The sequence below is a fragment of the Klebsiella sp. P1954 genome, from assembly GCF_018199955.1.
GTDB lineage: Bacteria > Pseudomonadota > Gammaproteobacteria > Enterobacterales > Enterobacteriaceae > Klebsiella > Klebsiella pneumoniae.
In genome coordinates this window covers 4,795,356-4,816,777 of record NZ_CP073373.1, presented here as the reverse complement: position 1 = coordinate 4,816,777, position 21,422 = coordinate 4,795,356, and the positions used below count along the sequence as shown (strand labels likewise).

Sequence of the window (21,422 nt, the reverse complement as noted above, 5' to 3'; positions counted from 1 at the left end):
TCCAACCCTTATTCTATAATCATCTTTGAAACTTGCCAGGCCGATCGGGAATAATAGATCTGGTTCTGTAATTCAGCACTGCTGTCGTAAGGGTAGACAATAAATAACGGACCTTTATCACGAATGCGCATATATTGACCGTTCATTTTTAACGCCATAATGACCGGGAATTTATAAAAATCATCAATCGGGATAATGGTGGTGTAGTCGTTCAGCGCCAGCACGCGGGCCGATGTGCCTTTCGCGCCGACTAAATCCATGAGTTTATTAAGGGGAATGCCGTCAAAACGAACCTTGCCGGTGTACCAGGGGGTGGTGGTTTCTATCGTCTTCATCCCCAGTTTTTCCAGCATTGCGAGATCAAAAACGGCCTTGTCGCCGACATTCATATTTCCGATTTTTCCGGAAATGGTCAGTACAGGTTTTCCTGTCGGCGCAGGCAGTTTTTCAGCATAAGCAGAAGGCAACATGACAGAACAAAATAAAACTGCAAGAAGTAGACGCATTTTACTCACCATTCCAGAGAGGGAGACACGTTAAGTGTAAACCATTTACGTCGATTCTTAAAAGGTGTCCATCTTTGTTATCCGTTGATTTAATTAAAAGTATAAGCTGGATGGCAAATTGCCTGAATGTTAAGTCCAGGGTGTGATTTCGACCGCCTTTCCCATCGATTCTTTTTTGCGCCATCTCCCCCGCTTAGCAGGCAAACTACTTTCCTCCACGGCCGCTGCGCGGTAGTCTCAGAGCAGACGCAACGGTAAAAGCGTCTCATTCCAATAACAATGAAGTACGTGACTGACAGGACAGGGTATGGATTCAACAATAAGCGTGCAGCCCGGCGAGGCGCCAGATTCACTACATCGGGCCCGGCGGGCGGCCTGGGGTAGTTTTGCCGGCGCGGTGGTCGACTGGTACGATTTTCTTCTCTATGGCATTACCGCCGCGCTGGTGTTCAACCGCGAATTTTTCCCGCAAATCGGCCCGGCGATGGGAACGCTTGCCGCCTTTGCCACCTTCGGCGTTGGGTTTCTTTTTCGCCCGCTCGGCGGAATTATTTTTGGCCACTTCGGCGATCGCCTCGGGCGGAAACGGATGCTGATGATGACCGTCTGGATGATGGGTATCGCCACTGCCTGCATCGGCCTGCTCCCCTCGTTCAACCAGATCGGCTGGTGGGCGCCGGTGCTGCTGGTGTTCCTGCGAGCGGTTCAGGGATTCGCCGTCGGCGGCGAATGGGGCGGCGCGGCGCTGCTCTCGGTGGAGAATGCCCCACAGGGGAAAAAAGCCTTTTACAGCAGCGGGGTGCAGGTGGGCTACGGCGTCGGCCTCCTGCTCTCTACCGGGCTGGTATCGCTGATTAGCAGCCTGACCAGCGACCAGCAGTTCCTCAGCTGGGGCTGGCGCTTACCGTTCCTGTTCAGCGTGGTGTTGGTCCTTATTGCGCTGTGGATCCGTAACGGCATGGCGGAATCGCAGGAGTTTGAAGCGCAGCAGAGCCAGGACAACGCGCCGCAGATGAAAAAGCGGCTACCGGTAGTGGAAGCGCTGCTTCGCCATCCGGGAGCGTTTTTACTGATTATCGCCCTGCGCCTGTGTGAACTGCTGACGATGTATATCGTCACCGCCTTCGCCCTCAACTACTCCACGCAAAACCTCGGCCTGCCGCGCGAGCTGTTTCTCAACATTGGCCTGCTGGTGGGCGGTCTTAGCTGCCTGACTATCCCCTGTTTCGCCTGGCTGGCAGACCGCTTTGGCCGTCGGCGGATCTATATCACCGGGGCGCTGATCGGCACTTTGAGCGGTTTCCCGTTTTTTATGGCGCTGGAGAGTCAGTCCGTTTTCTGGATCCTGTTCTTCGCCCAGATGCTGGCCAATATCGCCCATGATATGGTGGTCTGCGTCCAGCAGCCGATGTTTACCGAGCTGTTCGGCGCCAGCTATCGCTATAGCGGCGCCGGCGTCGGCTACCAGGTGGCGAGTGTGGTCGGCGGCGGCTTTACCCCGTTTATTGCCGCGGCGCTGGTCACCTTCTCCGGCGGATCGTGGCACAGCGTGGCCCTCTATCTGACCGCAGGATGCCTGCTGTCAGCGCTCACCGCGCTGCTGATGAAAAAGCACCCCGTCGACTGACCCACCAGCGGAGGGCGTAACCCGCGCCCTCCGGTAAGGAGAATGCATGTCTCAGTTAACCCTGGCCGACTGCTGGCCTCGCCGTTTTTCCCCCTCCTCGCTGGCGCTGCAGTTTTGCGAGGATCCCACCCAGGCCGAACAGCCGCTGTTTGCCAAAGCCAGCGCCGGCGAGGCCGTCGCCCAGCTCTGGCAGGCGCCGCAGGGATTGGTGGTGCCGGGGAGCTATCGTCAGTTTACGGATCTGCCGGCGATCAGCGCGCATTTTGCCGCGCGCGGCTGGCCGGTATGGCTTCGCCGCTCCGGCGGCGGTCTGGTGCCCCAGGGGCCGGGCATTATAAACCTTAGCCTCGCCTGGCCGGTGCAGCAGCCGCTCGGCGAAGCCGCCGAACCGATCTATCATTCGCTGTGCGCTGTGCTGCAGCGTACCCTCGCGCGCTTCGGCGTTGCCAGCCACCCCCGGGCGGTGAGCGGTTCCTTTTGCGATGGACGGTATAATCTTGCCTGCGGAGAAGGCGCGGAGGCGCGCAAGATTGTCGGTACCGCCCAGTACTGGCGGCCGCTGGCGGCTGGCGGCGGCCACGTGGTGCTGGCCCATGCGGTGATCCTTGTTGACGCCGATCTGAGCGCGGCGCATCAGGCGGCGAACGCCTTCGAAGCGCAGCTCGGCAGCGAGCGGGTCTATTGCGCTGACAAGACCGTTACTCTCGCGCAGCTGCTTCCCGGCGAGCGCCATCTGCTGCCCCGCTTTAGCGAGGCGCTGGCGCAGGAGCTGGACGCGTCTCGCTGAAGGTCGCTTTCAGGTAGCGGCTGAAGGTTTCCACCGCGCGCGACACGCGCGGGGTATAGGGCCGGATGACGTACAGCCGATCGGCAAACACCTCCACCGGCTGCCACGCCGGCAGCAGCTCCTGCACCAGCCCACGGCCAATGGCCTCCCGGGCGCTGAAATCCGGCAACAGCGCCACCCCAAGCCCCGCCAGCACCGCATCACGTAGCGACTCGCTGTTATTGGTGGCGAATGGCCCCTGCACGTTGATGGTCACCCGAGCATCGGGCGACTGACGGGAGGCGAACGTCCACTGCGGGCGCTGTGGCCCACGGGGATAGGTCAGGCACTGGTGGTGGCGCAGATCTTCGGGGGTCTCCGGGCGGCCATGGCGGCGAATATAGTCGGCGGACGCGACGGTAAGCGTCGCGGTGTGACACAGCGACCAGGCGACGTGGGTATCGGGGAGCGCCTCGCGTCGACAGTGGCGGATGGCGAGATCGAACCCTTCGCTGGCCAGAGAGACCAGCCGGTCGGTGACCTCAAGCTGCAGATGCAGCTGGGGATGCTGATGCAAAAACGGCGCGATTGCCGGGACCAGCTGCTGGCGGGAAAAGGCCACCGGCGCGGTCAGGCGCAGCGTTCCCCGCAGCGGCCCGCCCTCATCGCAGGCGCCGGTGAATATATCCCGCAGCTGACCAAACGGCTCGTTGAGCTCCGCCACCAGCCGCAGTCCGTCGTCGCTGAGGCTCACGCTGCGGGTGGTGCGATGGACGAGGGTTTTACCGGTCACCCGCTCCAGCTCGCTGATTTTCTGGCTGATAGCCGACTTGCTGATCCCCAGCTTTTCCGCGGCCCGGGTATAGCTTTTTTGTTCTTCCAGCACCGTCAGCCAGTACAGATGGGGCCAGTAACTCTCCGGACGACTCTCGCTCATGTGATTGTTCACCAGTAAAAACAATGTATTCAACTATAGCGGTTTTTGCCGGCGGCGGCATCGGCTAGCATCTTGTTGAGCCCATCATTATTCCCTAACGATAAGGAGCACCTGCATGCCATTACTGACATTTGACCTGATTGAAGGCCGTACGGAACAGGAGGTCAAAACCCTGCTGGATGCCGCCCATCGCGCCGTGCTGCGCGCCTTCGAGGTACCAGAACGCGACCGTTACCAGATTGTTCATGAAAACAAAGCCCACCATATGGTGATTGAAGATACCGGCCTCGGATTGACCCGCACGCGGGATCTGGTGGTGGTGCGGGTCTATACCAGCCCGCGCAGCGAGGCGCAGAAGCAGCGCTTCTTCGCCATTTTGCAGGAGGAGCTGGCGGAACACTGCGGCCTGAGCGGCGATGATCTGATGGTGTCGATTATCAGTAACCAGAAAGGCGACTGGAGCTTTGGCCGCGGGGTCGCGCAGTATCTTACCGGCGATCTGTAACCCGCAGCCCGCAGTACGCCCTTAGCGGCGGGCTGCCGTCGCGATACGCTGCCGCGCCTGCTGCTCGATATTCTCCAGCAACTCCTGGACATCGTCTTCATCAATGTCGAGGAACTGGCCTTCCAGCAGCGCGGCGTGAATATCTTCCCGGGTGACCGAAATACCCAGCGGCACCGCCCTGGATTTGACCTCCTCCGCCGCCAGCGGATGCGGATAACGGCGGCCAACCAGGTTATTAAACACAATAGCCAGCAGCGCCAGCATCAGCGAGTTGAGGAGCACCGGGGTCAGCACAAAGTGATAGCCTTCGCTGTGCACCCCGGCGCCGCCGAGGATCGCCGTCAGGGCCACCGCGCCGCCGGGGGGATGCAGACAGCGCAGAAAATACATCCCGGCGATGGCCAGAGCCGCCGCCAGACCGCAGGCCAGCGCCGCATCGGGGACCAGCATACCCACCGTGACGCCGATCAGCGCCGACAGCACGTTGCCGCCGACAATCGACCACGGCTGCGCCAGCGGGCTGCTCGGTACGCCAAACAGGAGTACCGCCGAGGCCCCCATCGGGGCAATAAACCACAGATTGACTTCGCCGAGCAGCCAGTGGCTGAACATGCTGGTCACCGCCAGTCCGGTGCCGGCGCCAATGGATCCCAGCACGATATGCCGGCGGGCCACCGGCAGCGCGTGCGGCTTCAGGCGGCCAAGGAAAATCCGCAGCCGTGAAAATATCCCCGCAGGAATAACACTCAACATCGCTTCATCGCTCAAATCATAGGAATTACTTATATTTTATTTTCTTTTTTTAACCTTAAATTAACAACCCTGTCTTTCGCAGGGGATAGCGCGGGCGGCGATGTCCGACGGCATTGTGCTGTGAATTCTCGCGGGGGCTGATAGAATCCCTTTTCGGTCAGGGGGATACCCCTTTTGCGAATTGAAGGTCATAACCCAGTGAATAATAAAATCTCTTTAGCGAAAGAAGTGGCATGGGCCAGCCAGAATATGCCGCGTACCCTGCGTCAGGTCGCCGCGCTGCCCGACCTCAGCGGCGTGCGTCTGGCCTGCTGTATGCACCTCGACATGAAAATGATCCCGCTGGTGCAGGGGATCCTCGACAAGGGCGCTCAGGTCTTTTTAACCACCTGTAACCCCACCACCGTGCAGGACGACGTGGTGGCCTGGCTGGTGGAGCGCGGCGCCGAGGCCTGCGCGTGGCGCAATATGAGCGATGCCGACTGGCAACAGTCATGGGAAAAAGCGATTGCCTGGCAGCCCACTCACCTGTGCGAGATGGGCGCCGATATCACCACCCTGCTCCACCAGCGCGGCGAGTTTGGGAACATCGTGGCGGGTCTGGAAGCCACCGGCTCGGGCGTCAATCGGCTGGGGGATATTCAGCCAGGCTATCCGATCTTTAACTGGGACGATCTGCCGGTCAAAGAGGGGCTGCACAACCGCCATATGGTCGGTCTCACCGCCTGGCACACCTTCTTCCAGACCACTCACCTCACCCTGCATGAGAAAAAAGTGCTGGTGATCGGCTACGGCCTGGTCGGCCAGGGCGTCGCGGCGGCGGCAAAAGCTTTTGGCGGTCAGGTGATGGTGGCGGAGATCGATCCTGCCCGCCGTCTGCAGGCGGCCTACGACGGCTGGCACGTGGTGGACCTCCAGGAGGCTATCGCCTCGGCGGACGTGGTGGCCACGGCGACAGGCGGTAAAAACGTGGTTAATCGCCAGGCGCTGGACCGGGCGAAAGCGGGAGTATTTATCCTTAACGTCGGCCACGTGGCGGAAGAGATCGACGGCGATTACCTGCGCCAGTACCCCCAGGAAGAGGTGATGCCGTATATCAACGCCTACCGCATGGCCGACAAAACCGTCTATCTGCTGGCCAATGGTTCGATGCTCAATCTGACCGCGGGCTTCGGCGACAGCCTGAACGCCTTTGACGTCACCCTCGCGGTGATGGCCAGCGGCATCCGCCATATTGTCACCGAGGGCATGCGCGCCCCGGCGAAGGTTTATCTCCTGCCCCAGGCGGTCTGGCAGCAGGCCCTGTAAACCTGGCGCATCGCCCCCATCGCGGGACGATGCGCTTTACCATCAGGATGACGGCGCGCTATCGGGCAACACAATATTGCTCTGCGCCAGCGTTCCCATCTGGTTGTACATCACGCTGGCGGCATCCAACAGGTGCATCGCCAGCGCGGCGCCGCTGCCCTCTCCCAGGCGCATGTCCATATCGAGATACGGCCGCAGACCCAGCGCGTCGAGGGCGATCTGCGCTCCTTTCTCCGCCGACAGGTGTGAAGGAATAAGATAAGGGTGCGCCGACGGGGCCATGCGGCAGGCGGCCAGGGCAGAGGCATAGGAGAGGAAGCCATCCAGCACCACCGGCAGGCCACAGGAGGCCGCCCCGAGGATCACCCCGGTCATGCCCACCAGATCGTAACCCCCCACCTTCGCCAGGACATCCAGCCCGTCCGCCGGGTTAGGCTGATTATGGGCTATCGCCTGGCGCACCACCGCCACCTTATGGCCCCGCTGTGCCAGCGGCAGATTGGCCCCACAGCCCACCACCGCGTCAGGGTCGCTGCCCGTCAGGACACTGATCGTCGCTGCGGCCGGGGTGGTATTGGCCATTCCCAATTCGCCGACGCCGAAGGCTTTCACCCCGTCGGCAGCGAGCTGGCGGGTGAGCTGCATGCTGGCCAGCAGCACCGTCTCCGCCTGCTGGCGGCTCATCGCCGCCGTCCGGGCGATATTCCCGCTACCGCGGGCCACTTTGAGGTTAATCAGGCCCGGCAGCGGGTCGGCATCGATGCCGACATCCACTACCTGCACCCTGGCCCCGGCCTGCGCCGCCAGCACGCAGACGCCGGTGTTGCCCCGCACCATATTGCCGGCATGAATGGCCGTCACCCCCTGCGGCGAAGGGGTCACGCCTTCATGCCAGACGCCATGGTCGGCGCACATGACAACGATCGCTTTCTCCGCCAGCGCCAGCTGCCCCTGCAAGCCAGGCAGACCGGCCAGCTGCACCGCCAGCGACTCCAGACGGCCAAGGCTGCCGGGCGGCTTTAACAGGCCATCAATATGCTGCTGAGCGCGCGCCATGGCCGCCACATCGGGCTGCGGAATGGCAGCCAGTAACGCCGAAAGTGTTTCCATTCTGTTCCTCACCGTTGGCGTCAGGCCTTACAGCAGCGCCAGTAAAAAGAGTAATTCGCCCAGCTCAATCGCCGCCCCGAGGGTATCTCCGGTCTGCCCGCCGAGGGTTCGCTTCAGCGCCCATCCCAGACCCCAGATCAGCACCAGGGTGATCAGCGCGGCGCGCAGCCCCTGCAGCCCCAGCAGGGCGGTGGCCAGCGCGATCGCCATCGCCATCGTCACCAGCGTCTGCTGCAGGCTAATTTTGCCGATAAACAGATTGCCTAGCCCCTTTTCCCGCGCATAGCGATGACGATACATCAGCAGCACCGCCATCCCGCGACCGACGGCGCAGGCCGCCGCCAGGGCTGCGATGGGGTGGATATCACGCAGCAGCAGCTCGCCAACCACCAGCACTTTCGCCACCAGCACGAAGATCAGCGCCAGCCCGCCGTGGGTGCCCAGCCGGCTGTCGCGCATGATCTCCAGCATCCGATCGCGGGTGCGGGCGGAGAAAATGCCGTCGCAGGTATCAGCCAGCCCGTCAAGATGGAATCCGCCGGTGAGCAGCGCCAGCGCCAGCACGCCGAACAGCGCCGCCAGCGGGACGCCGCACCACGGCTGCAGGAGGAGCGCCACCGCGCCGGCGATGGCGCCAAGCAGTAAACCGACCAGCGGAAAGGTGACGATACTGCGCTGGTACTGTTCGATCTCCAGGCCCTGAGATAACCGCGCCGGGACCGGCAGGCGGCTGATAAACGAGAGTGCAGCAAAGAATGACTTAATCACGTGAGGTTGACTCCTGTCGGCGAAAGCAGCGGAAGAGTTCTGTCGCGCCCGGTCAGCACCTGAGTTTGTCTTCTGGCGAATCGATCGTCGGAGAGGTGAGAGGTGTTGAGATATCGCCCTGACGCCGCTGCGTCAGATGCCCGGCCAGGATGAGAGAAACCTTTCCGATATCAATACGTTTTTCGCGGGCCAGTATAGCAAAGTGTCGGTGAGGAGAGGCAGTTGCCGGAACAAAGTTTTCGCAGAAAAAAGCAGGGAAGAGAGGGAAACGCGGAACAGCCCGGCGACGCTGACCGCCGCCGGACCGGCAGGGTTTAGCTTTCGACTTTGGCTTCGCCCATCACTTTCAGTTTTTTCGAGATGTCGCGGCGCTCTTTGGACAGCTCGGCATTTTTGATGATGTAATCATCAACGCGATCTTCGTAATCGCTCTTCATGCTGGCGATGATGCCCTGGATGGCTTCCACGCTCATGCCCGGTTTGATGTAGTCGCTGAGGTTGTCCAGCAGCAGAACGCGCTTCTGGTTATCACGGATCTTTTTCTCAACGTCCTGAATTTCACGCTGCAGTTTGTTCTTACGACGGTACAGACGAACAAACTCCAGTACGTCCTGGAAAGAAGGCTTAGTTGTTTCCATTTTTACACCCCTAATAATTGAGATTCGGATTCGTAAAGCGACTGCGTTATAGGGCTAACATAACTGCTAGCAGCCGCTGATGACAATGTTTTTTCCTTTGCGTTTATCATAACCCTAAACGCTGCTGAATCGAAACAACCCATGTGGTTACCCGGTGCATCTGGTGTTTATTTGCGCAACGCGCGGCAGATCAGATGCGAGAGCAGCTCCAGCTGGCGCGCCAGTTCGATTGAGAGCCAAACATAGCCATGGACCGGGGTTTCCGCCAGGCCGTCATCACCCTGCTCTTTCAGCAGCTGGCGCAGTTCGAGGACGATCTCAGTCAGCTTTTCATTGTTGGCGCGCACAGGCTGAGGGTTCCCTTCGTACAGCGCGTGGGCGATGGACAACAGCGTCTGCTGGGTCATCTGCTGCGTCTCCCGCAGGGTGTGCGCATTGAGCATCACGAAGTGACCCGGACGCGTTGCCCACCAGGCGTTGATCTGCAGCTCCAGCATGCAGACGAGGTTGCGGCTGACGGTCTGGATAGCCTCGAAGATCGCCTTCTGGATGTGCGTCTCTTTGCTGGCGGGGGTGATCAGCCCGCGCATTTTAACCACGTCGTTCAGCGCCTGCTGGAGATGCTTTTCCAGCCGCGGTCGATCCACCAGATTTGGCGAGAAGCCGGCCTGGTAGAGGCGGTTAAAGTTGGTGACATAGCTGGCCATCTGGATGCGCCAGTGGATGAACGCCCGCTGCGGCCAGATGCCGGTAAACAGCATCGCCAGCAGCGAGCCGAAGATCACGTCGCCGCTTCGCCACAGCGCGGTATGCATATCGCCGGGCGGCGCCCCGACCACCACCGACAGAGTGATGCCGATCAGCAGCGCCTGATAGGGTTTCTTGCCCAGCGCCAGCCAGCCGCAGAGGAACATCGCCGCCGCGCACCAGAGGACCATCAGCGGCAGAGAGATGAGCTCAAGCTTCAGCGCCACCAGCCCCAGCGCCGAACCGAGGATCGTGCCGCCGATACGCTGAAACGCCCGCGGCACGACGTTACCCCAGAAGGAGATCGGCCCCATCACCACCACCAGAGTGATGAGAGGCCAGGTTCCCTCAGGCACGTTCAGCAGCCGCACCAGCAAAAAGGTGAGCACAAAGGCCAGCGCAATCCGCACACCATGCACCACCCGATAATGGCGATACAAGCGGATCTCAAATGGCTTGAGTGATTTATCAGCGCGCACAACCCTCTCCGGCAAAACGAAAAGGCCAATTGTAACTGCTTTTTCGCCCGGAGCATGCCGGGAATGTAAAAAACCTTGTCCGGAACAGGGGTAAACCGCTACGACGCGACGCGCTCAACGGGAACATACATGTCGATATCCCAGTAGCCGTCGTGGTTGCCGTCGTTAAGATAGACCTCAAAGCAGGGCTGGGGGGCGATGCGATACGCCGTGCTCTGCTGCAGGCTGTCGAAAAACTGCATCCACGGAGTGGCGAAGTCGTAATCCACCACCCGCGCGCGGGCGCAGGCGTAATCCCCGCCGGCAATCGCCGCCAGGATCACCCCTTCGCTGTTGGCGGGAATGACATAATCCTCATCCACGGCGACCGCTGTCGCGCAGCGCAGTTTTTCCGCCGGCACTTCCTCCGGGTTATCGTAGTAGACGGCCACCCATTCGCGGGCGGGCACCTGGTGGTTCTCAACCCACATCATCAGTTGCTCAAACCCCTGCTTGACCGTGTGATCCCAGGGCCCGACCAGATGGAAACCGGCGATGGTTTTCTTGCCGAGGGTGGTGATGCTGTAGTTCATCTTGCCTCCTTTGGAGATAAATTACTGTATGAATATACAGTTAATTTAACAGGAGATCCCCCCTCAGTATGTGCGCGAATTCACAGAGTCGCCACCACACTGCTGTAAAAACCGGCGCCCCGCCAGCACGAACGACAGACGAAAAAAAACCGCCTGCAAAGAGGCGGTTGGCGTGGTTACAGCTCGTGATGCAGGTAATCGCTCATTCGCGAGAACACTCCGCCTTTATTGATGCTTTCGAGGGTGACCAGCGGATAGTGCCCCACCACCTTGTCGCCGTCATACAGTGAAATCTCGCCAACCCGCTGATTGGCGGCGATCGGCGCCTCAAGATCCTTCTTATCCAGCACATATTTCGCTTTAATGCGCGACACTTCCGCCTTCGGCAGGGCTAACCAGAAATCCTGATCGGTGCCGAGCTTAATCTGCTCTTTATCGCCGTACCAGATACGCTCGGTGCCGACCTTCTGCCCCTTCTGCAGCACCTGCACGGTATCAAAGTTCTGCTGCCCCCAGTGCAGCAGTTTAGCGGCCTGCTGCTCGCGGCCTTTCGGACTGTCCGCCCCCATCACCACGGCGATCAGCCGGCGCTGGCCATCCACCGCCGAGGCGATCAGGTTGAACCCGGCCCCCGAGGTGTGGCCGGTTTTCAGGCCATCGACGTTCATCGTATTATCCCACAGCAGACCGTTACGGTTTTGCTGGGTGATCCCGTTCCACGTCAGGCTTTTCTGGCTGTACATGTGGTAGACGTCTGGTTCGCCATGAATAATCGCCCGCGAGAGCACCGCGAGGTCATAGGCCGAACTGTGCTGGCCCGGAGCGTCGAGGCCGTGGACGGTTTCGAAATGGGTGTCCCGCAGGTGCAGTTTTTCGACATACTGATTCATCAGGGCGACAAACTGCGGCTGGCCGCCGGCGACATAGTCGGCCAGCGCGACGCAGGCGTCGTTACCGGAGTCGACAATCAGCCCGCGGCTGAGGTCGCGGACGCTGACGCGATCCCCTGGCTTTAAGAACATCAGCGATGACCCGTCGAACACCGGGTTGCCCTTCGCCCAGGCGTCTTTACCCACGGTGACGATATCGTCAAAGGTGATACGATGGCTGTCGATGGCGCGGTCGACCACGTAGCCGGTCATCAGTTTGGTCAGACTGGCAGGATTACGCTGCTGATGTTCGTTACCCGCGGTCAGGACCTGACCGGTGGTGTAATCCATCAGCACCCAGGAGCCAGCCTGAATGGAAGGCGGCGCGACCGTAGCAGGTAAGTCGACGGCAAATGCGCAGGAAACGCTCGAAGCGAGCAAAGATACAGCAATAAACAAACGGCCTTTCAACGGCATATCCTCTAGATTTACAGATCCGCCGTCCTTTTTACGGAACTTCGCGTTTCATATCAGGGTTTAATTGCAAGAAAATATGACACAGCGGAGGAAGTTGCTTGCCGCGACCCTTCTGATGACCGGGCAAATCGTTTACCATACCGGTCGCACGCCACCACGGATAATGAACAGACTATGCAAGATAGCGTCAACCAGCCCGGATTTTTATTCCACGATTATGAAACCTTCGGCACCAGCCCTTCCCTCGACCGGCCGGCGCAGTTCGCCGCCATCCGCACCGACGCGGAGCTGAATGTGCTCGGCGAGCCCGAAGTGTTTTACTGCAAACCCGCTGACGATTACCTGCCGCAGCCGCAGGCGGTGATGATCACCGGGATCACCCCGCAGGAAGCGCTGGCCAAAGGGGATAATGAGGCCGCGTTTGCCCGCCGCATCCACGATCTGTTCACGGTGCCGCAAACCTGTATCGTCGGCTATAACAACGTGCGCTTTGATGACGAAGTGACGCGGAATATCTTCTATCGCAACTTCTATGACCCTTATGCCTGGAGCTGGCAGCACGATAACTCGCGCTGGGATCTGCTCGACGTGATGCGCGCCTGCTATGCCCTGCGCCCGGAAGGGATCGCCTGGCCAGAGAATGACGAAGGGTTGCCGAGCTTCCGGCTTGAACATCTGACCGTCGCCAACGGTATTGAACACCAGAACGCCCATGACGCGATGGCCGACGTATACGCCACCATCGCCATGGCGAAACTGGTGAAAACCCGGCAGCCGCGGCTGTTTGATTATCTCTACAGCCACCGCAATAAGCGCAAGCTGGCGACGCTTATCGACGTGCCGCAGATGAAGCCCCTGGTGCATGTCTCCGGCATGTTTGGCGCCGCGCGCGGCAACACCAGCCTGGTGGCGCCCCTGGCCTGGCATCCGGAAAACCGCAATGCGGTGATTATGGTCGATCTGGCGGGCGATATGGCGCCGCTGCTGGAACTGGATGCCGATGCCCTGCGCGAGCGGCTTTACACCCCGCGCGCCGAGCTTGGCGATCTGCCGGCGGCGCCGATTAAGCTGGTGCATTTAAATAAATGTCCGGTACTGGCCCAGGCCAATACCCTGCGCCCGCAGGATGCCGACCGGCTGGGGATCTCCATTCAGCGCTGCCTGGAGAACGCCCAGCTGCTGCGGGCGAATCCGCAGGTGCGCGAGAAGGTAGTGGCGGTCTATGCCGAAGCCGAACCCTTCGTGCCGTCCGAAAACGTCGACGCCCAGCTGTACAATGGGTTCTTTAGCGATGCCGACCGCGCGGCGATGAAAATCGTGCTGGAAACCGAACCGCGCAATCTGCCGGCGCTGGATATCACCTTCGCCGACCAGCGTATCGAACGCCTGCTGTTTAACTACCGGGCGCGCAACTTCCCCGGCACGCTCGATGAACATGAGCAGCAGCGCTGGTTAGAGCACCGTCGTCAGGTGTTTACGCCGGCTTTTTTGCAGGCCTATGCCGATGAGCTGCAGATGCTGTATCAGCAGTATGCGGATGATAAAGAGAAGCTGGCGCAGCTGAAGGCGCTGTGGCAGTACGCACAGGATATTGTCTGATTGGCTGAAATTCCCGGGTTGCGGCTAACGCCTTACCCGGACTACAAACGATGACCGGGGAGGACGCCTGACCGTAGGCCCGCGCAAGCGCAGCGCCGCCGGGCATTGCGTCCCCAGTTCGTGCTTACCTTTTTGCCCGGTGGCGGCTTCGCCTTACCGGGCCTGGGCGCTGGTACCAGAGTAGCCCGGGTAAGACGCCTCGCGTCGCACCCGGGAACGTTGCTTAGCTTTTCGCGCGGCTGGCGATGATTTCATCCGCCACATTACGCGGCGCTTCCGCGTAATGGTGGAACTCCATGCTGTAGGTTGCCCGTCCCTGCGACATCGAGCGCAGCGTGGTGGAATAACCAAACATCTCCGCCAGCGGCACGTCGGCGCGGATGATCTGGCTGCCGAAGCGCTCTTCCATCCCCTGCACCATCCCGCGACGGGAAGAGAGATCGCCCATAATATTCCCGGCGTACTCTTCCGGCGTCTCCACCTCGACGTGCATCACCGGCTCAAGGATCACCGGGTCCGCTTTGCGTGCGCCCTCCCGGAAGCCGAAGATCGCCGCCATGCGGAACGCCATCTCCGAGGAGTCCACGTCGTGGTACGACCCGAAGGTCAGGGTCGCTTTCACGTCAACCACCGGATAACCCGCCAGCACGCCGGTGCCCATCGCTTCGCGCAGCCCTTTCTCCACGGAAGGGATGTACTCGCGCGGCACCACGCCGCCTTTGGTGGCGTCCTCGAAGACGAAACCGCTGCCCGGCTCCAGCGGCTCCAGGGTCAGCACGACGTGGCCATACTGCCCTTTGCCGCCGGACTGGCGCACAAATTTGCCTTCCACGTCCGTCACTTTCTTGCGCAGGGTTTCGCGGTAGGTGACCTGCGGACGGCCAATGTTGGCCTCGACGCCAAACTCGCGCTTCATCCGGTCGACAATGATCTCCAGATGCAGCTCACCCATGCCGGAGATAATCGTCTGGCCGGACTCTTCATCGGTATGCAGACGGAACGACGGATCTTCCGCCGCCAGCCGCTGCAGCGCGATGCCCATTTTCTCCTGGTCCGCTTTGGTCTTCGGCTCAATCGCCAGCGAAATCACCGGCTCCGGAAACTCCATCCGTTCGAGGGTAATGATCGCATCCGGATCACACAGCGTATCACCGGTGGTCACATCCTTCAGACCGACGCAGGCCGCGATATCCCCGGCGTGCAGTTCGTCAACTTCGTGACGGTCGTTGGCCTGCATCAGCACGATACGCCCGATGCGCTCTTTCTTACCCTTCACCGGGTTCCACACCGCATCGCCTTTCTTCAGCGTCCCGGAGTAGACGCGGATAAAGGTCAGCTGGCCGACGTAGGGGTCGGTCATCAGTTTGAACGCCAGCGCCGACAGCGGCTCATCGTCGCTCGGATGGCGTTCCGCCGGCTGGCCTTGCTCATCGACGCCCTGTATCGCCGGAATATCCAGCGGCGATGGCATCAGCTCCACCACCGCATCGAGCATGCGCTGCACGCCTTTGTTTTTAAAGGCGCTCCCGCAAAGCACCGCCTGGATTTCCCCCTTCACCGTGCGCTGGCGCAGACCGGCAACGATCTCCGCCTCGTCCAGCTCGCCGGTTTCCAGGTATTTATCCATCAGCTCATCGCTGGCTTCCGCCGCCGCCGAGACCATTTTCTCCCGCCACTGCTGTGCCGTCGCCAGCAGATCGTCAGGGACAGGCCCATAGCTGAAGGTCATGCCCTGGGTGGCGTCATCCCACAGGATGGCGCGCATTTTCACCAGATCGACGACGCCGGTGAAATGCTCTTCTGCGCCAATGGGGATCACAATTGGCACCGGGTTAGCCTTCAGACGGTCGATCATCATCTGCACCACGCGGAAGAAGTCCGCGCCGGGGCGGTCCATCTTGTTGACGAAGGCCAGCCGCGGAACGTGGTATTTATTCGCCTGGCGCCAGACGGTCTCCGACTGGGGCTGCACCCCACCGACGGAGTCATACACCATCACCGCGCCGTCGAGCACGCGCATGGAACGTTCCACCTCAATGGTGAAATCCACGTGCCCCGGGGTGTCGATGATATTGATCCGGTGCGGCTCGAAGCTGCGGTCCATCCCCGGCCAGAAGCAGCTTACCGCCGCCGAGGTAATGGTGATCCCGCGCTCTTGCTCCTGGGCCATCCAGTCGGTGGTTGCCGCGCCATCGTGTACTTCACCCAGCTTATGGCTCATCCCGGTATAAAACAGGATGCGCTCGGTGGTGGTGGTTTTACCGGCATCGATATGCGCGGAGATACCGATGTTGCGATAACGTTCGAGAGGGATGGGTCGGGGCATGATGCGTCCTTAGTCGTTTTGACGGTCAGTCTGCGGTCGAAATGATCCGCAGTTCATTTAACTGCGTCTATCTTAGTACAACTGTACGAGTATATTCGAACTATTTTTGCTATCATTACGATTGGGCAGGTTGCGGCGGCGCGCGTGGTATCTGAACCGGAGTTTGGGTATAGTAGCCGCCAGCCGCCGATATGGGCTGCGGCTGCCATGCGCCGCGCCACCGCCGACACAGGATTATTATGATCGCCAATCACCCCGAACGAGAACAAATTCGCCTGGAAAATGTCCTTTCCGCGCTCGGTAACCCACTGCGACTGGAGATCATTCGTACGCTGGCCGACGGCAGCGAACTGAGCTGCAACGCCCTGCGCCAGGAGGAGGTGGCCAAGTCCACCATGACCCACCACTGGCGCGTCCTGCGCGACAGCGGTGTGATCTGGCAACGGCCTCAGGGACGGGAGAACATGATTTCGCTGCGCCGGGAAGATCTGGACGCCCGTTTTCCCGGCCTGCTGGATACGCTGCTGAAAGTTATGGTGCAGGCAGGATAAGCTCTTCTGCCGGGTGGCGGCTGCGCCTGACCCGGCCTACGGCGGCCTCCCGTCAGCTTATGTCCCCCAGGCCCGGCAAGCGCCGCCCTGCAAAAAAATCAGGCCTCGATGTCGAACCGGCGCAGACAAAAAAAAGCCGGAGGTTACCCTCCGGCTTTTCTTATTTACATCACGCTATGCCTTAGGCCACATCTTCGTACTGCGGCACCGGGTTGCGGAAGCTTTTGGTCACGCAGGCCAGGTAGACCAGACCGATACCGGCCCAGATCAGGCCCAGAATCATCGAGCTCTCTTCCAGGTTGACCCACAGCGCGCCAACTGTCAGGGCGCCGCACATCGGCAGGAACAGATACTGGAAGTGGTCTTTCAGCGTCTTGTTGCGCTTCTCACGGATCCAGAACTGGGAAATCACCGACAGGTTAACGAAGGTAAACGCCACCAGCGCACCAAAGTTAATCAGCGCCGTCGCCATCACCAGGTCGAAGTTAATCGCCAGCAGCGCAATCGCGCCGACCAGGATGATGTTCATCGCCGGAGTGCGCCAGGTCGGGTGCACGTAGCCGAAGAAGCTTTTCGGGAACACGCCGTCGCGGCCCATCACGTACATCAGACGCGCCACGCCAGCGTGCGCCGCCATACCGGACGCCAGTACGGTGATGGTGGAGAAGATCAGCGCGCCAACCTGGAAGGCTTTACCTGCCACGTAGAGCATAATTTCCGGCTGTGACGCATCCGGATCTTTAAAGCGCGAGATATCCGGGAAGTACAGCTGCAGGAAGTAGGTGGCAAAGATGAAGATCAGGCCACCGATCAGCGCGGTCAGGAAGATCGCGCGCGGAATGACGCGCTCTGCATCTTTGGTCTCTTCAGACAGGTTGCTGATGCCGTCGAAACCGGTAAACGAGAAGCACAGGATCGTCGCCCCGGTAATCATCGGGATCACGTGCGCGTCACCGGACCAGAACGGACGGCTGCTGGCCAGCGTACCGGCGCCCTCGCCTTCAAACACGCCATAAATCACCATGCCGAGGATAACGGCAATCAACACCACCTGCAGCACCACGATCACGGTGTTGAAGTTGGCCACGGATTTAATGCTGCGCAGGTTAAAGGCGGTCATAAAGGCGACCAGCGCGATAACAAACACCCACGACGGAATCGAAGGCACCAGCGCTTCAAAATAGATTTTCGCCAGCAGAATGTTGATCATCGGCGCGAACAGGTAGTCGAGCAGCGAGGACCAACCCACCATAAAGCCAACGGTCGGGCTGATGGATTTCTGCGCATAGGTATACGCCGAGCCGGCAGAAGGGTAACGACGTACCAGCTTGCCATAGCTCAGGGCAGTAAACAGGATAGCGATTAACGCAAAGGCGTAGGCCGTCGGCACGTGACCGTCGGTCATACCAGAGACGATACCAAACGTATCGAACAGCGTCATCGGCTGCATATAGGCCAGGCCCATCATTACAACCGGAACTAACGTAAGCGTTTTACGTAATTCCACGCGAGAGGTATTTGGAGTAGCGTTATGCGACATAGTTATCCCCTTTTACGGTGAACGCCAGCGCGTAAGCAAAAAATTGCCCCATTTCTTTCTATTCCTCAGCGACAACGACTGTCGGTTTTTAGTAAATATCTATCCGGTACGAAGCCCGGCCTCTTGGTATTGAATGATGTGTCTTTCGACCAAAAAAATAACCGACACTTTAAAAAAAAGCGTCGGCTAGTCTCTGGTTTTCAGGCCGCATATTTTGCAACAAATTCAACGGCGTTGACAAGATGTTATGAAGTTCATTGCGTAAGCATAATTTTTAACGTGCTAATATCTATACGGTTTCCGTATGATAAATTGTAAAAATAGCACTATTTGCTAATAGCGTTTCCCGCCACCATTTGCCAGCCAAACCGCAGGTGGCGTCATTCCAGGCGATCCACGCGCGTTGACGAGGCGATAGCCCGCGCACGGTCATGCAGACCAGCTCGCCGCTGTCCAGCAGACCCTGCACCTGATAGCGCGGCAGGCACCCCCAGCCCAGCCCCAGGCGCAGCAGCGCCAGCTGCCCCGCGGCGTCACACACCGTCAGGGTCTCCTGATCGCTGAGTAGCGCCCCGCCCTCGCCGGTGGCCACCGCCCGGTAACGGCGCAGGGTTCGCCAGCTCAACGGTGCGCGGTGTCGCGCCAGCGGATGCTGTGGGGCAACGACCAGCAGCAGCTCCAGCTCGCCGAGGGGGAGATAGTCATAACCGCTCAGCGGCGGCGGCTCGCCGAGCGCCCCCAGCAGCAGATCGGCCTGCCCGTCAGTCAGCGGCCGCCAGTCCAGCAGGGAGGGGTTCAGCGTGAAGTGCAGCCGGGTCAGCGGCTGTTGTTGATAAAATGCAGCGATTGGCGGCGAGAGCAGCGCTACGGGAAAGGTGCTATCCACCGCCAGACGAAGGCTATTCTCCCACCCCTGCTGCAGCTTAACCGCCCGGATCTCCAGTTCGCGGGCAATATGCAGCACCTCCCGCCCTTTCTCCAGCAGCATCTGTCCGCTGGGGGTAAAGCGCGCGCGATGGCCGCTGCGGTCGAGCAGCTGAATATTGAGATCGCTTTCCAGGCGGTGAATGGTGTAGCTCAGCGCCGAGGGCGTTTTAAAGAGCTTTGCCGACGCGGCGGCAAAGCTCCCCTCTTTTTCCAGGGCATCCAGAATCACGAGGACATCCAGCAGTGGTTTCATCGCTACCCCCTTACGGTATGCGAATCACCGCTGGCGGATCACTCCATCGGCATCACCAGCGGATCGGGGTACTGGTACTCAAACCCCAGCTCATTGCAGATACGATTGCCATCCACAATCTTGCCCTGGCCGCCGTCCGGGCTGTCGCTGAACACCGGCGGCGGCAGACCGAGCTCGCGGGCCATCTGCGGATAAAAGAGGCCGCGCGCCGGATGGCGGGGCGCACATAGATTATAGATGTGCCCGCCCTTCGGGGCCTGCAGCAGCAGTTCGATAGCGGCCACCACATCCTGCAAATGCACCAGATTGACCACGTGCTGGCCATCCGGCGCCGACTTGCCGGCGAAAAAACGTCCCGGATGGCGGGAAGGCCCCACCAGCCCGGCCAGGCGCAGAATATCCACCGACGTCCCCGGCAGGTTGTGCAGCCAGTCCTCCAGCTCCTTGAGCACCTGTCCGCTGGCGGTTTGCGGCAGACGCGGGGAATTCTCCTTCACCGTACCGTTGACGTTGCCATACACCGAGGTGGAGCTGGTGAAGACGATCCGCGGAATATGGTACGCCAGCGCGGTATCGACGATCTCCTGCACCGCCTGTAGATAAAACCCTTCCCCTGCCCCGGTACGCCGGGCCGGCAGGGTGATCACCAGCGCATCGACGTTCATCAGCGCGTCGAGGTCCTCGGTATCACAGACCAGCTGCGGCTCCAGGCGCAGCGGATAGCTGTCGATCCCGCACATCCGCGCCGCCTCCACGCCATCCTGCGTAGTTTTACTGCCGGTGACCTGCCAGCCTCGCGCCGTCAACGACAGCGCCAGCGGCATCCCCAGCCATCCCAAACCGACTATCGCGACCTTTTTCATCCCAGGCTCCTGACTCTTTCGCTGTGCTGATTACAGGCTACGCCAGCCAGCGGCAACTGACAATTTCTTCGCTCAATATGAAATGAATTAATGATAGAAAAAAGCCCTTGCTTTCTGCGGCGGAAGTGGTTTAGGTTAAAGGACATCAAATGCATAGTCATTCACAGAGAATTTTTATGAACCGCGTTCAATTTAAACACCACCATCATCACCATCATCCTGACTAGTCTTTCAGGCGATGTGTGCTGGAAGACGTTTGGATCTTCCAGTGGTGCATGAACGCGCAGAGAGCCCCCGGAAGATTCACTTCCGGGGGCTTTTTTTTGGACCAAATTCGGACAGATTCAGACAGGTATTCAGAGGAAAAGAACAATGTTAGACAACACCCGTTTACGCATAGCTATTCAGAAATCAGGCCGTTTAAGCGAAGATTCACGCGAATTACTCAGCCGCTGCGGCATTAAAGTCAATTTGCACACCCAGCGTCTGATTGCGCTGGCGGAAAATATGCCAATCGATATTCTGCGCGTGCGTGATGACGATATCCCGGGCCTGGTGATGGACGGTGTTGTCGACCTCGGTATTATCGGCGAAAACGTGCTGGAAGAAGAGCTGCTCAGCCGCCGCGCCCAGGGCGAAGACCCGCGCTACTTCACCCTGCGCCGTCTCGACTTCGGCGGCTGCCGCCTGTCGCTGGCGACTCCGGTGGATGAAGCCTGGAACGGCCCGGCGGCGCTGGACGGCAAACGTATCGCCACCTCTTACCCGCACCTGCTGAAGCGCTACCTCGATCAAAAAGGTATCTCCTTTAAGTCCTGTCTGCTGAACGGCTCCGTGGAAGTGGCGCCGCGCGCCGGCCTCGCCGACGCTATCTGCGACCTCGTCTCCACCGGCGCCACTCTGGAAGCTAACGGCCTGCGCGAAGTGGAAGTGATCTACCGCTCCAAAGCTTGTCTGATCCAGCGCGACGGCGAAATGGCAGACGCCAAACAGCAGCTGATTGACCGCCTGCTGACCCGTATTCAGGGCGTGATTCAGGCCCGCGAGTCGAAATACATCATGATGCACGCCCCGACCGAACGCCTGGAAGAAGTGGTTGCCCTGCTGCCGGGCGCCGAGCGGCCGACTATTCTGCCGCTGGCAGGCGACAAGCAGCGCGTGGCGATGCACATGGTCAGCAGCGAAACCCTGTTCTGGGAGACCATGGAAAAACTGAAGGCGCTGGGCGCCAGCTCCATTCTGGTGCTGCCGATTGAGAAAATGATGGAGTAATCGGCCAGCCGGTCACGGGACACACAGGG

Annotated in this window: 22 protein-coding genes and 1 other annotated feature; of the genes, 8 read left to right on the top strand and 14 right to left on the bottom strand. The window is 60.0% G+C overall.

Annotated elements, in window-relative coordinates; translation table 11 throughout:
- Positions 1 to 8 precede the first annotated feature (8 nt).
- Positions 9 to 506 carry a putative pterin-binding protein gene (locus KB890_RS23145; protein ID WP_016831857.1) on the bottom strand — a complete coding sequence of 166 codons (498 nt, stop codon included), beginning with the start codon at positions 504 to 506 and terminating at the stop codon, positions 9 to 11.
- A 307-nt stretch (positions 507 to 813) separates the two neighbouring features.
- Here KB890_RS23145 and shiA point away from each other — a divergent pair, with 307 nt between their 5' ends.
- Positions 814 to 2,133: a shikimate transporter gene (gene shiA / locus KB890_RS23140; RefSeq protein ID WP_022631347.1), complete on the top strand. Its 1,320-nt coding sequence runs from the start codon at positions 814 to 816 to the stop codon at positions 2,131 to 2,133.
- A gap of 46 nt (positions 2,134 to 2,179) precedes the next feature.
- On the top strand, positions 2,180 to 2,920 hold the full coding sequence (locus KB890_RS23135) for a lipoate--protein ligase family protein (protein ID WP_022631346.1): 741 nt from the start codon (positions 2,180 to 2,182) through the stop codon (positions 2,918 to 2,920).
- On the opposite strand, the gene KB890_RS23130 is transcribed toward KB890_RS23135, so the two are convergent.
- The gene (locus KB890_RS23130) at positions 2,880 to 3,836 is read right to left on the bottom strand and encodes a LysR family transcriptional regulator (RefSeq protein WP_022631345.1); all 957 of its coding nucleotides are present in this window, start codon (positions 3,834 to 3,836) and stop codon (positions 2,880 to 2,882) included. The two genes, KB890_RS23135 and KB890_RS23130, sit on opposite strands and share 41 nt — an antisense overlap.
- Positions 3,837 to 3,951: 115 nt before the next feature.
- On the opposite strand from KB890_RS23130, the gene KB890_RS23125 reads away from it, so the two are divergent.
- Positions 3,952 to 4,341, top strand: coding sequence for a tautomerase family protein (locus KB890_RS23125; protein WP_004175282.1), 390 nt, complete (start codon positions 3,952 to 3,954; stop codon positions 4,339 to 4,341).
- Between the two features lie 21 nt (positions 4,342 to 4,362).
- Here the strand turns inward: KB890_RS23125 and KB890_RS23120 are convergent, their stop codons facing one another.
- Complete coding sequence (locus KB890_RS23120; RefSeq protein WP_002911879.1) at positions 4,363 to 5,094, bottom strand: HPP family protein; 732 nt, start codon at positions 5,092 to 5,094, stop codon at positions 4,363 to 4,365.
- Positions 5,095 to 5,292: 198 nt separating this feature from the next.
- Between KB890_RS23120 and KB890_RS23115 the strand changes: the two genes are divergently transcribed.
- Positions 5,293 to 6,402 (top strand): adenosylhomocysteinase, encoded by a 1,110-nt coding sequence (locus KB890_RS23115; RefSeq protein ID WP_004180479.1) that lies wholly within the window; start codon positions 5,293 to 5,295, stop codon positions 6,400 to 6,402.
- 42 nt (positions 6,403 to 6,444) lie between these two features.
- Here KB890_RS23115 and cobT read toward each other — a convergent pair whose 3' ends face one another.
- The 6 genes from cobT to dacD form a co-directional block, all read right to left on the bottom strand.
- Positions 6,445 to 7,512 (bottom strand): nicotinate-nucleotide--dimethylbenzimidazole phosphoribosyltransferase, encoded by a 1,068-nt coding sequence (gene cobT, locus KB890_RS23110; protein WP_022631343.1) that lies wholly within the window; start codon positions 7,510 to 7,512, stop codon positions 6,445 to 6,447.
- Between the two features lie 27 nt (positions 7,513 to 7,539).
- Entirely contained in the window at positions 7,540 to 8,280 is a 741-nt protein-coding gene (gene cobS / locus KB890_RS23105) for an adenosylcobinamide-GDP ribazoletransferase (RefSeq protein ID WP_004180482.1), read from the bottom strand.
- A 314-nt stretch (positions 8,281 to 8,594) separates the two neighbouring features.
- Positions 8,595 to 8,918, bottom strand: coding sequence for a DUF496 family protein (locus tag KB890_RS23100; RefSeq protein WP_022631342.1), 324 nt, complete (start codon positions 8,916 to 8,918; stop codon positions 8,595 to 8,597).
- Positions 8,919 to 9,085: 167 nt separating this feature from the next.
- Positions 9,086 to 10,144 carry an FUSC family protein gene (locus KB890_RS23095; RefSeq protein ID WP_002911885.1) on the bottom strand — a complete coding sequence of 353 codons (1,059 nt, stop codon included), beginning with the start codon at positions 10,142 to 10,144 and terminating at the stop codon, positions 9,086 to 9,088.
- A 98-nt stretch (positions 10,145 to 10,242) separates the two neighbouring features.
- Positions 10,243 to 10,716, bottom strand: coding sequence for a DNA gyrase inhibitor SbmC (gene sbmC / locus KB890_RS23090; protein WP_004144123.1), 474 nt, complete (start codon positions 10,714 to 10,716; stop codon positions 10,243 to 10,245).
- Between the two features lie 176 nt (positions 10,717 to 10,892).
- Positions 10,893 to 12,056: a serine-type D-Ala-D-Ala carboxypeptidase DacD gene (dacD, locus tag KB890_RS23085; protein WP_031280898.1), complete on the bottom strand. Its 1,164-nt coding sequence runs from the start codon at positions 12,054 to 12,056 to the stop codon at positions 10,893 to 10,895.
- Positions 12,057 to 12,236: 180 nt separating this feature from the next.
- Here dacD and sbcB point away from each other — a divergent pair, with 180 nt between their 5' ends.
- Positions 12,237 to 13,661, top strand: coding sequence for an exodeoxyribonuclease I (gene sbcB / locus KB890_RS23080; protein WP_014343294.1), 1,425 nt, complete (start codon positions 12,237 to 12,239; stop codon positions 13,659 to 13,661).
- A gap of 223 nt (positions 13,662 to 13,884) precedes the next feature.
- Here sbcB and fusA read toward each other — a convergent pair whose 3' ends face one another.
- Positions 13,885 to 15,987 carry an elongation factor G gene (fusA, locus tag KB890_RS23075; RefSeq protein ID WP_004180492.1) on the bottom strand — a complete coding sequence of 701 codons (2,103 nt, stop codon included), beginning with the start codon at positions 15,985 to 15,987 and terminating at the stop codon, positions 13,885 to 13,887.
- 239 nt (positions 15,988 to 16,226) lie between these two features.
- On the opposite strand from fusA, the gene KB890_RS23070 reads away from it, so the two are divergent.
- The gene (locus KB890_RS23070) at positions 16,227 to 16,538 is read left to right on the top strand and encodes an ArsR/SmtB family transcription factor (protein WP_002912109.1); all 312 of its coding nucleotides are present in this window, start codon (positions 16,227 to 16,229) and stop codon (positions 16,536 to 16,538) included.
- 181 nt (positions 16,539 to 16,719) lie between these two features.
- On the opposite strand, the gene plaP is transcribed toward KB890_RS23070, so the two are convergent.
- The 4 genes from plaP to KB890_RS23050 form a co-directional block, all read right to left on the bottom strand.
- Positions 16,720 to 18,078 carry a putrescine/proton symporter PlaP gene (gene plaP, locus KB890_RS23065; RefSeq protein ID WP_004148994.1) on the bottom strand — a complete coding sequence of 453 codons (1,359 nt, stop codon included), beginning with the start codon at positions 18,076 to 18,078 and terminating at the stop codon, positions 16,720 to 16,722.
- Complete coding sequence (gene yoeI, locus KB890_RS27845) at positions 18,068 to 18,130, bottom strand: membrane protein YoeI (protein ID WP_096335043.1); 63 nt, start codon at positions 18,128 to 18,130, stop codon at positions 18,068 to 18,070. The genes plaP and yoeI overlap by 11 nt, the downstream gene beginning before the upstream one ends.
- Positions 18,131 to 18,367: 237 nt before the next feature.
- On the bottom strand, positions 18,368 to 19,258 hold the full coding sequence (locus KB890_RS23055; protein WP_004175276.1) for a LysR family transcriptional regulator: 891 nt from the start codon (positions 19,256 to 19,258) through the stop codon (positions 18,368 to 18,370).
- 38 nt (positions 19,259 to 19,296) lie between these two features.
- Positions 19,297 to 20,121: an SDR family oxidoreductase gene (locus KB890_RS23050; RefSeq protein ID WP_004152513.1), complete on the bottom strand. Its 825-nt coding sequence runs from the start codon at positions 20,119 to 20,121 to the stop codon at positions 19,297 to 19,299.
- A 176-nt stretch (positions 20,122 to 20,297) separates the two neighbouring features.
- Here KB890_RS23050 and hisL point away from each other — a divergent pair, with 176 nt between their 5' ends.
- A complete protein-coding gene (hisL, locus tag KB890_RS23045) occupies positions 20,298 to 20,348 on the top strand; it encodes a his operon leader peptide (RefSeq protein WP_004899375.1) in 51 nt (16 codons plus the stop codon).
- Positions 20,324 to 20,446, top strand: a sequence feature (His leader region). Its footprint overlaps the gene before it by 25 nt.
- 47 nt (positions 20,447 to 20,493) lie before the next feature.
- Positions 20,494 to 21,393 carry an ATP phosphoribosyltransferase gene (gene hisG, locus KB890_RS23040; RefSeq protein WP_002912152.1) on the top strand — a complete coding sequence of 300 codons (900 nt, stop codon included), beginning with the start codon at positions 20,494 to 20,496 and terminating at the stop codon, positions 21,391 to 21,393.
- Positions 21,394 to 21,422 lie beyond the last annotated feature (29 nt).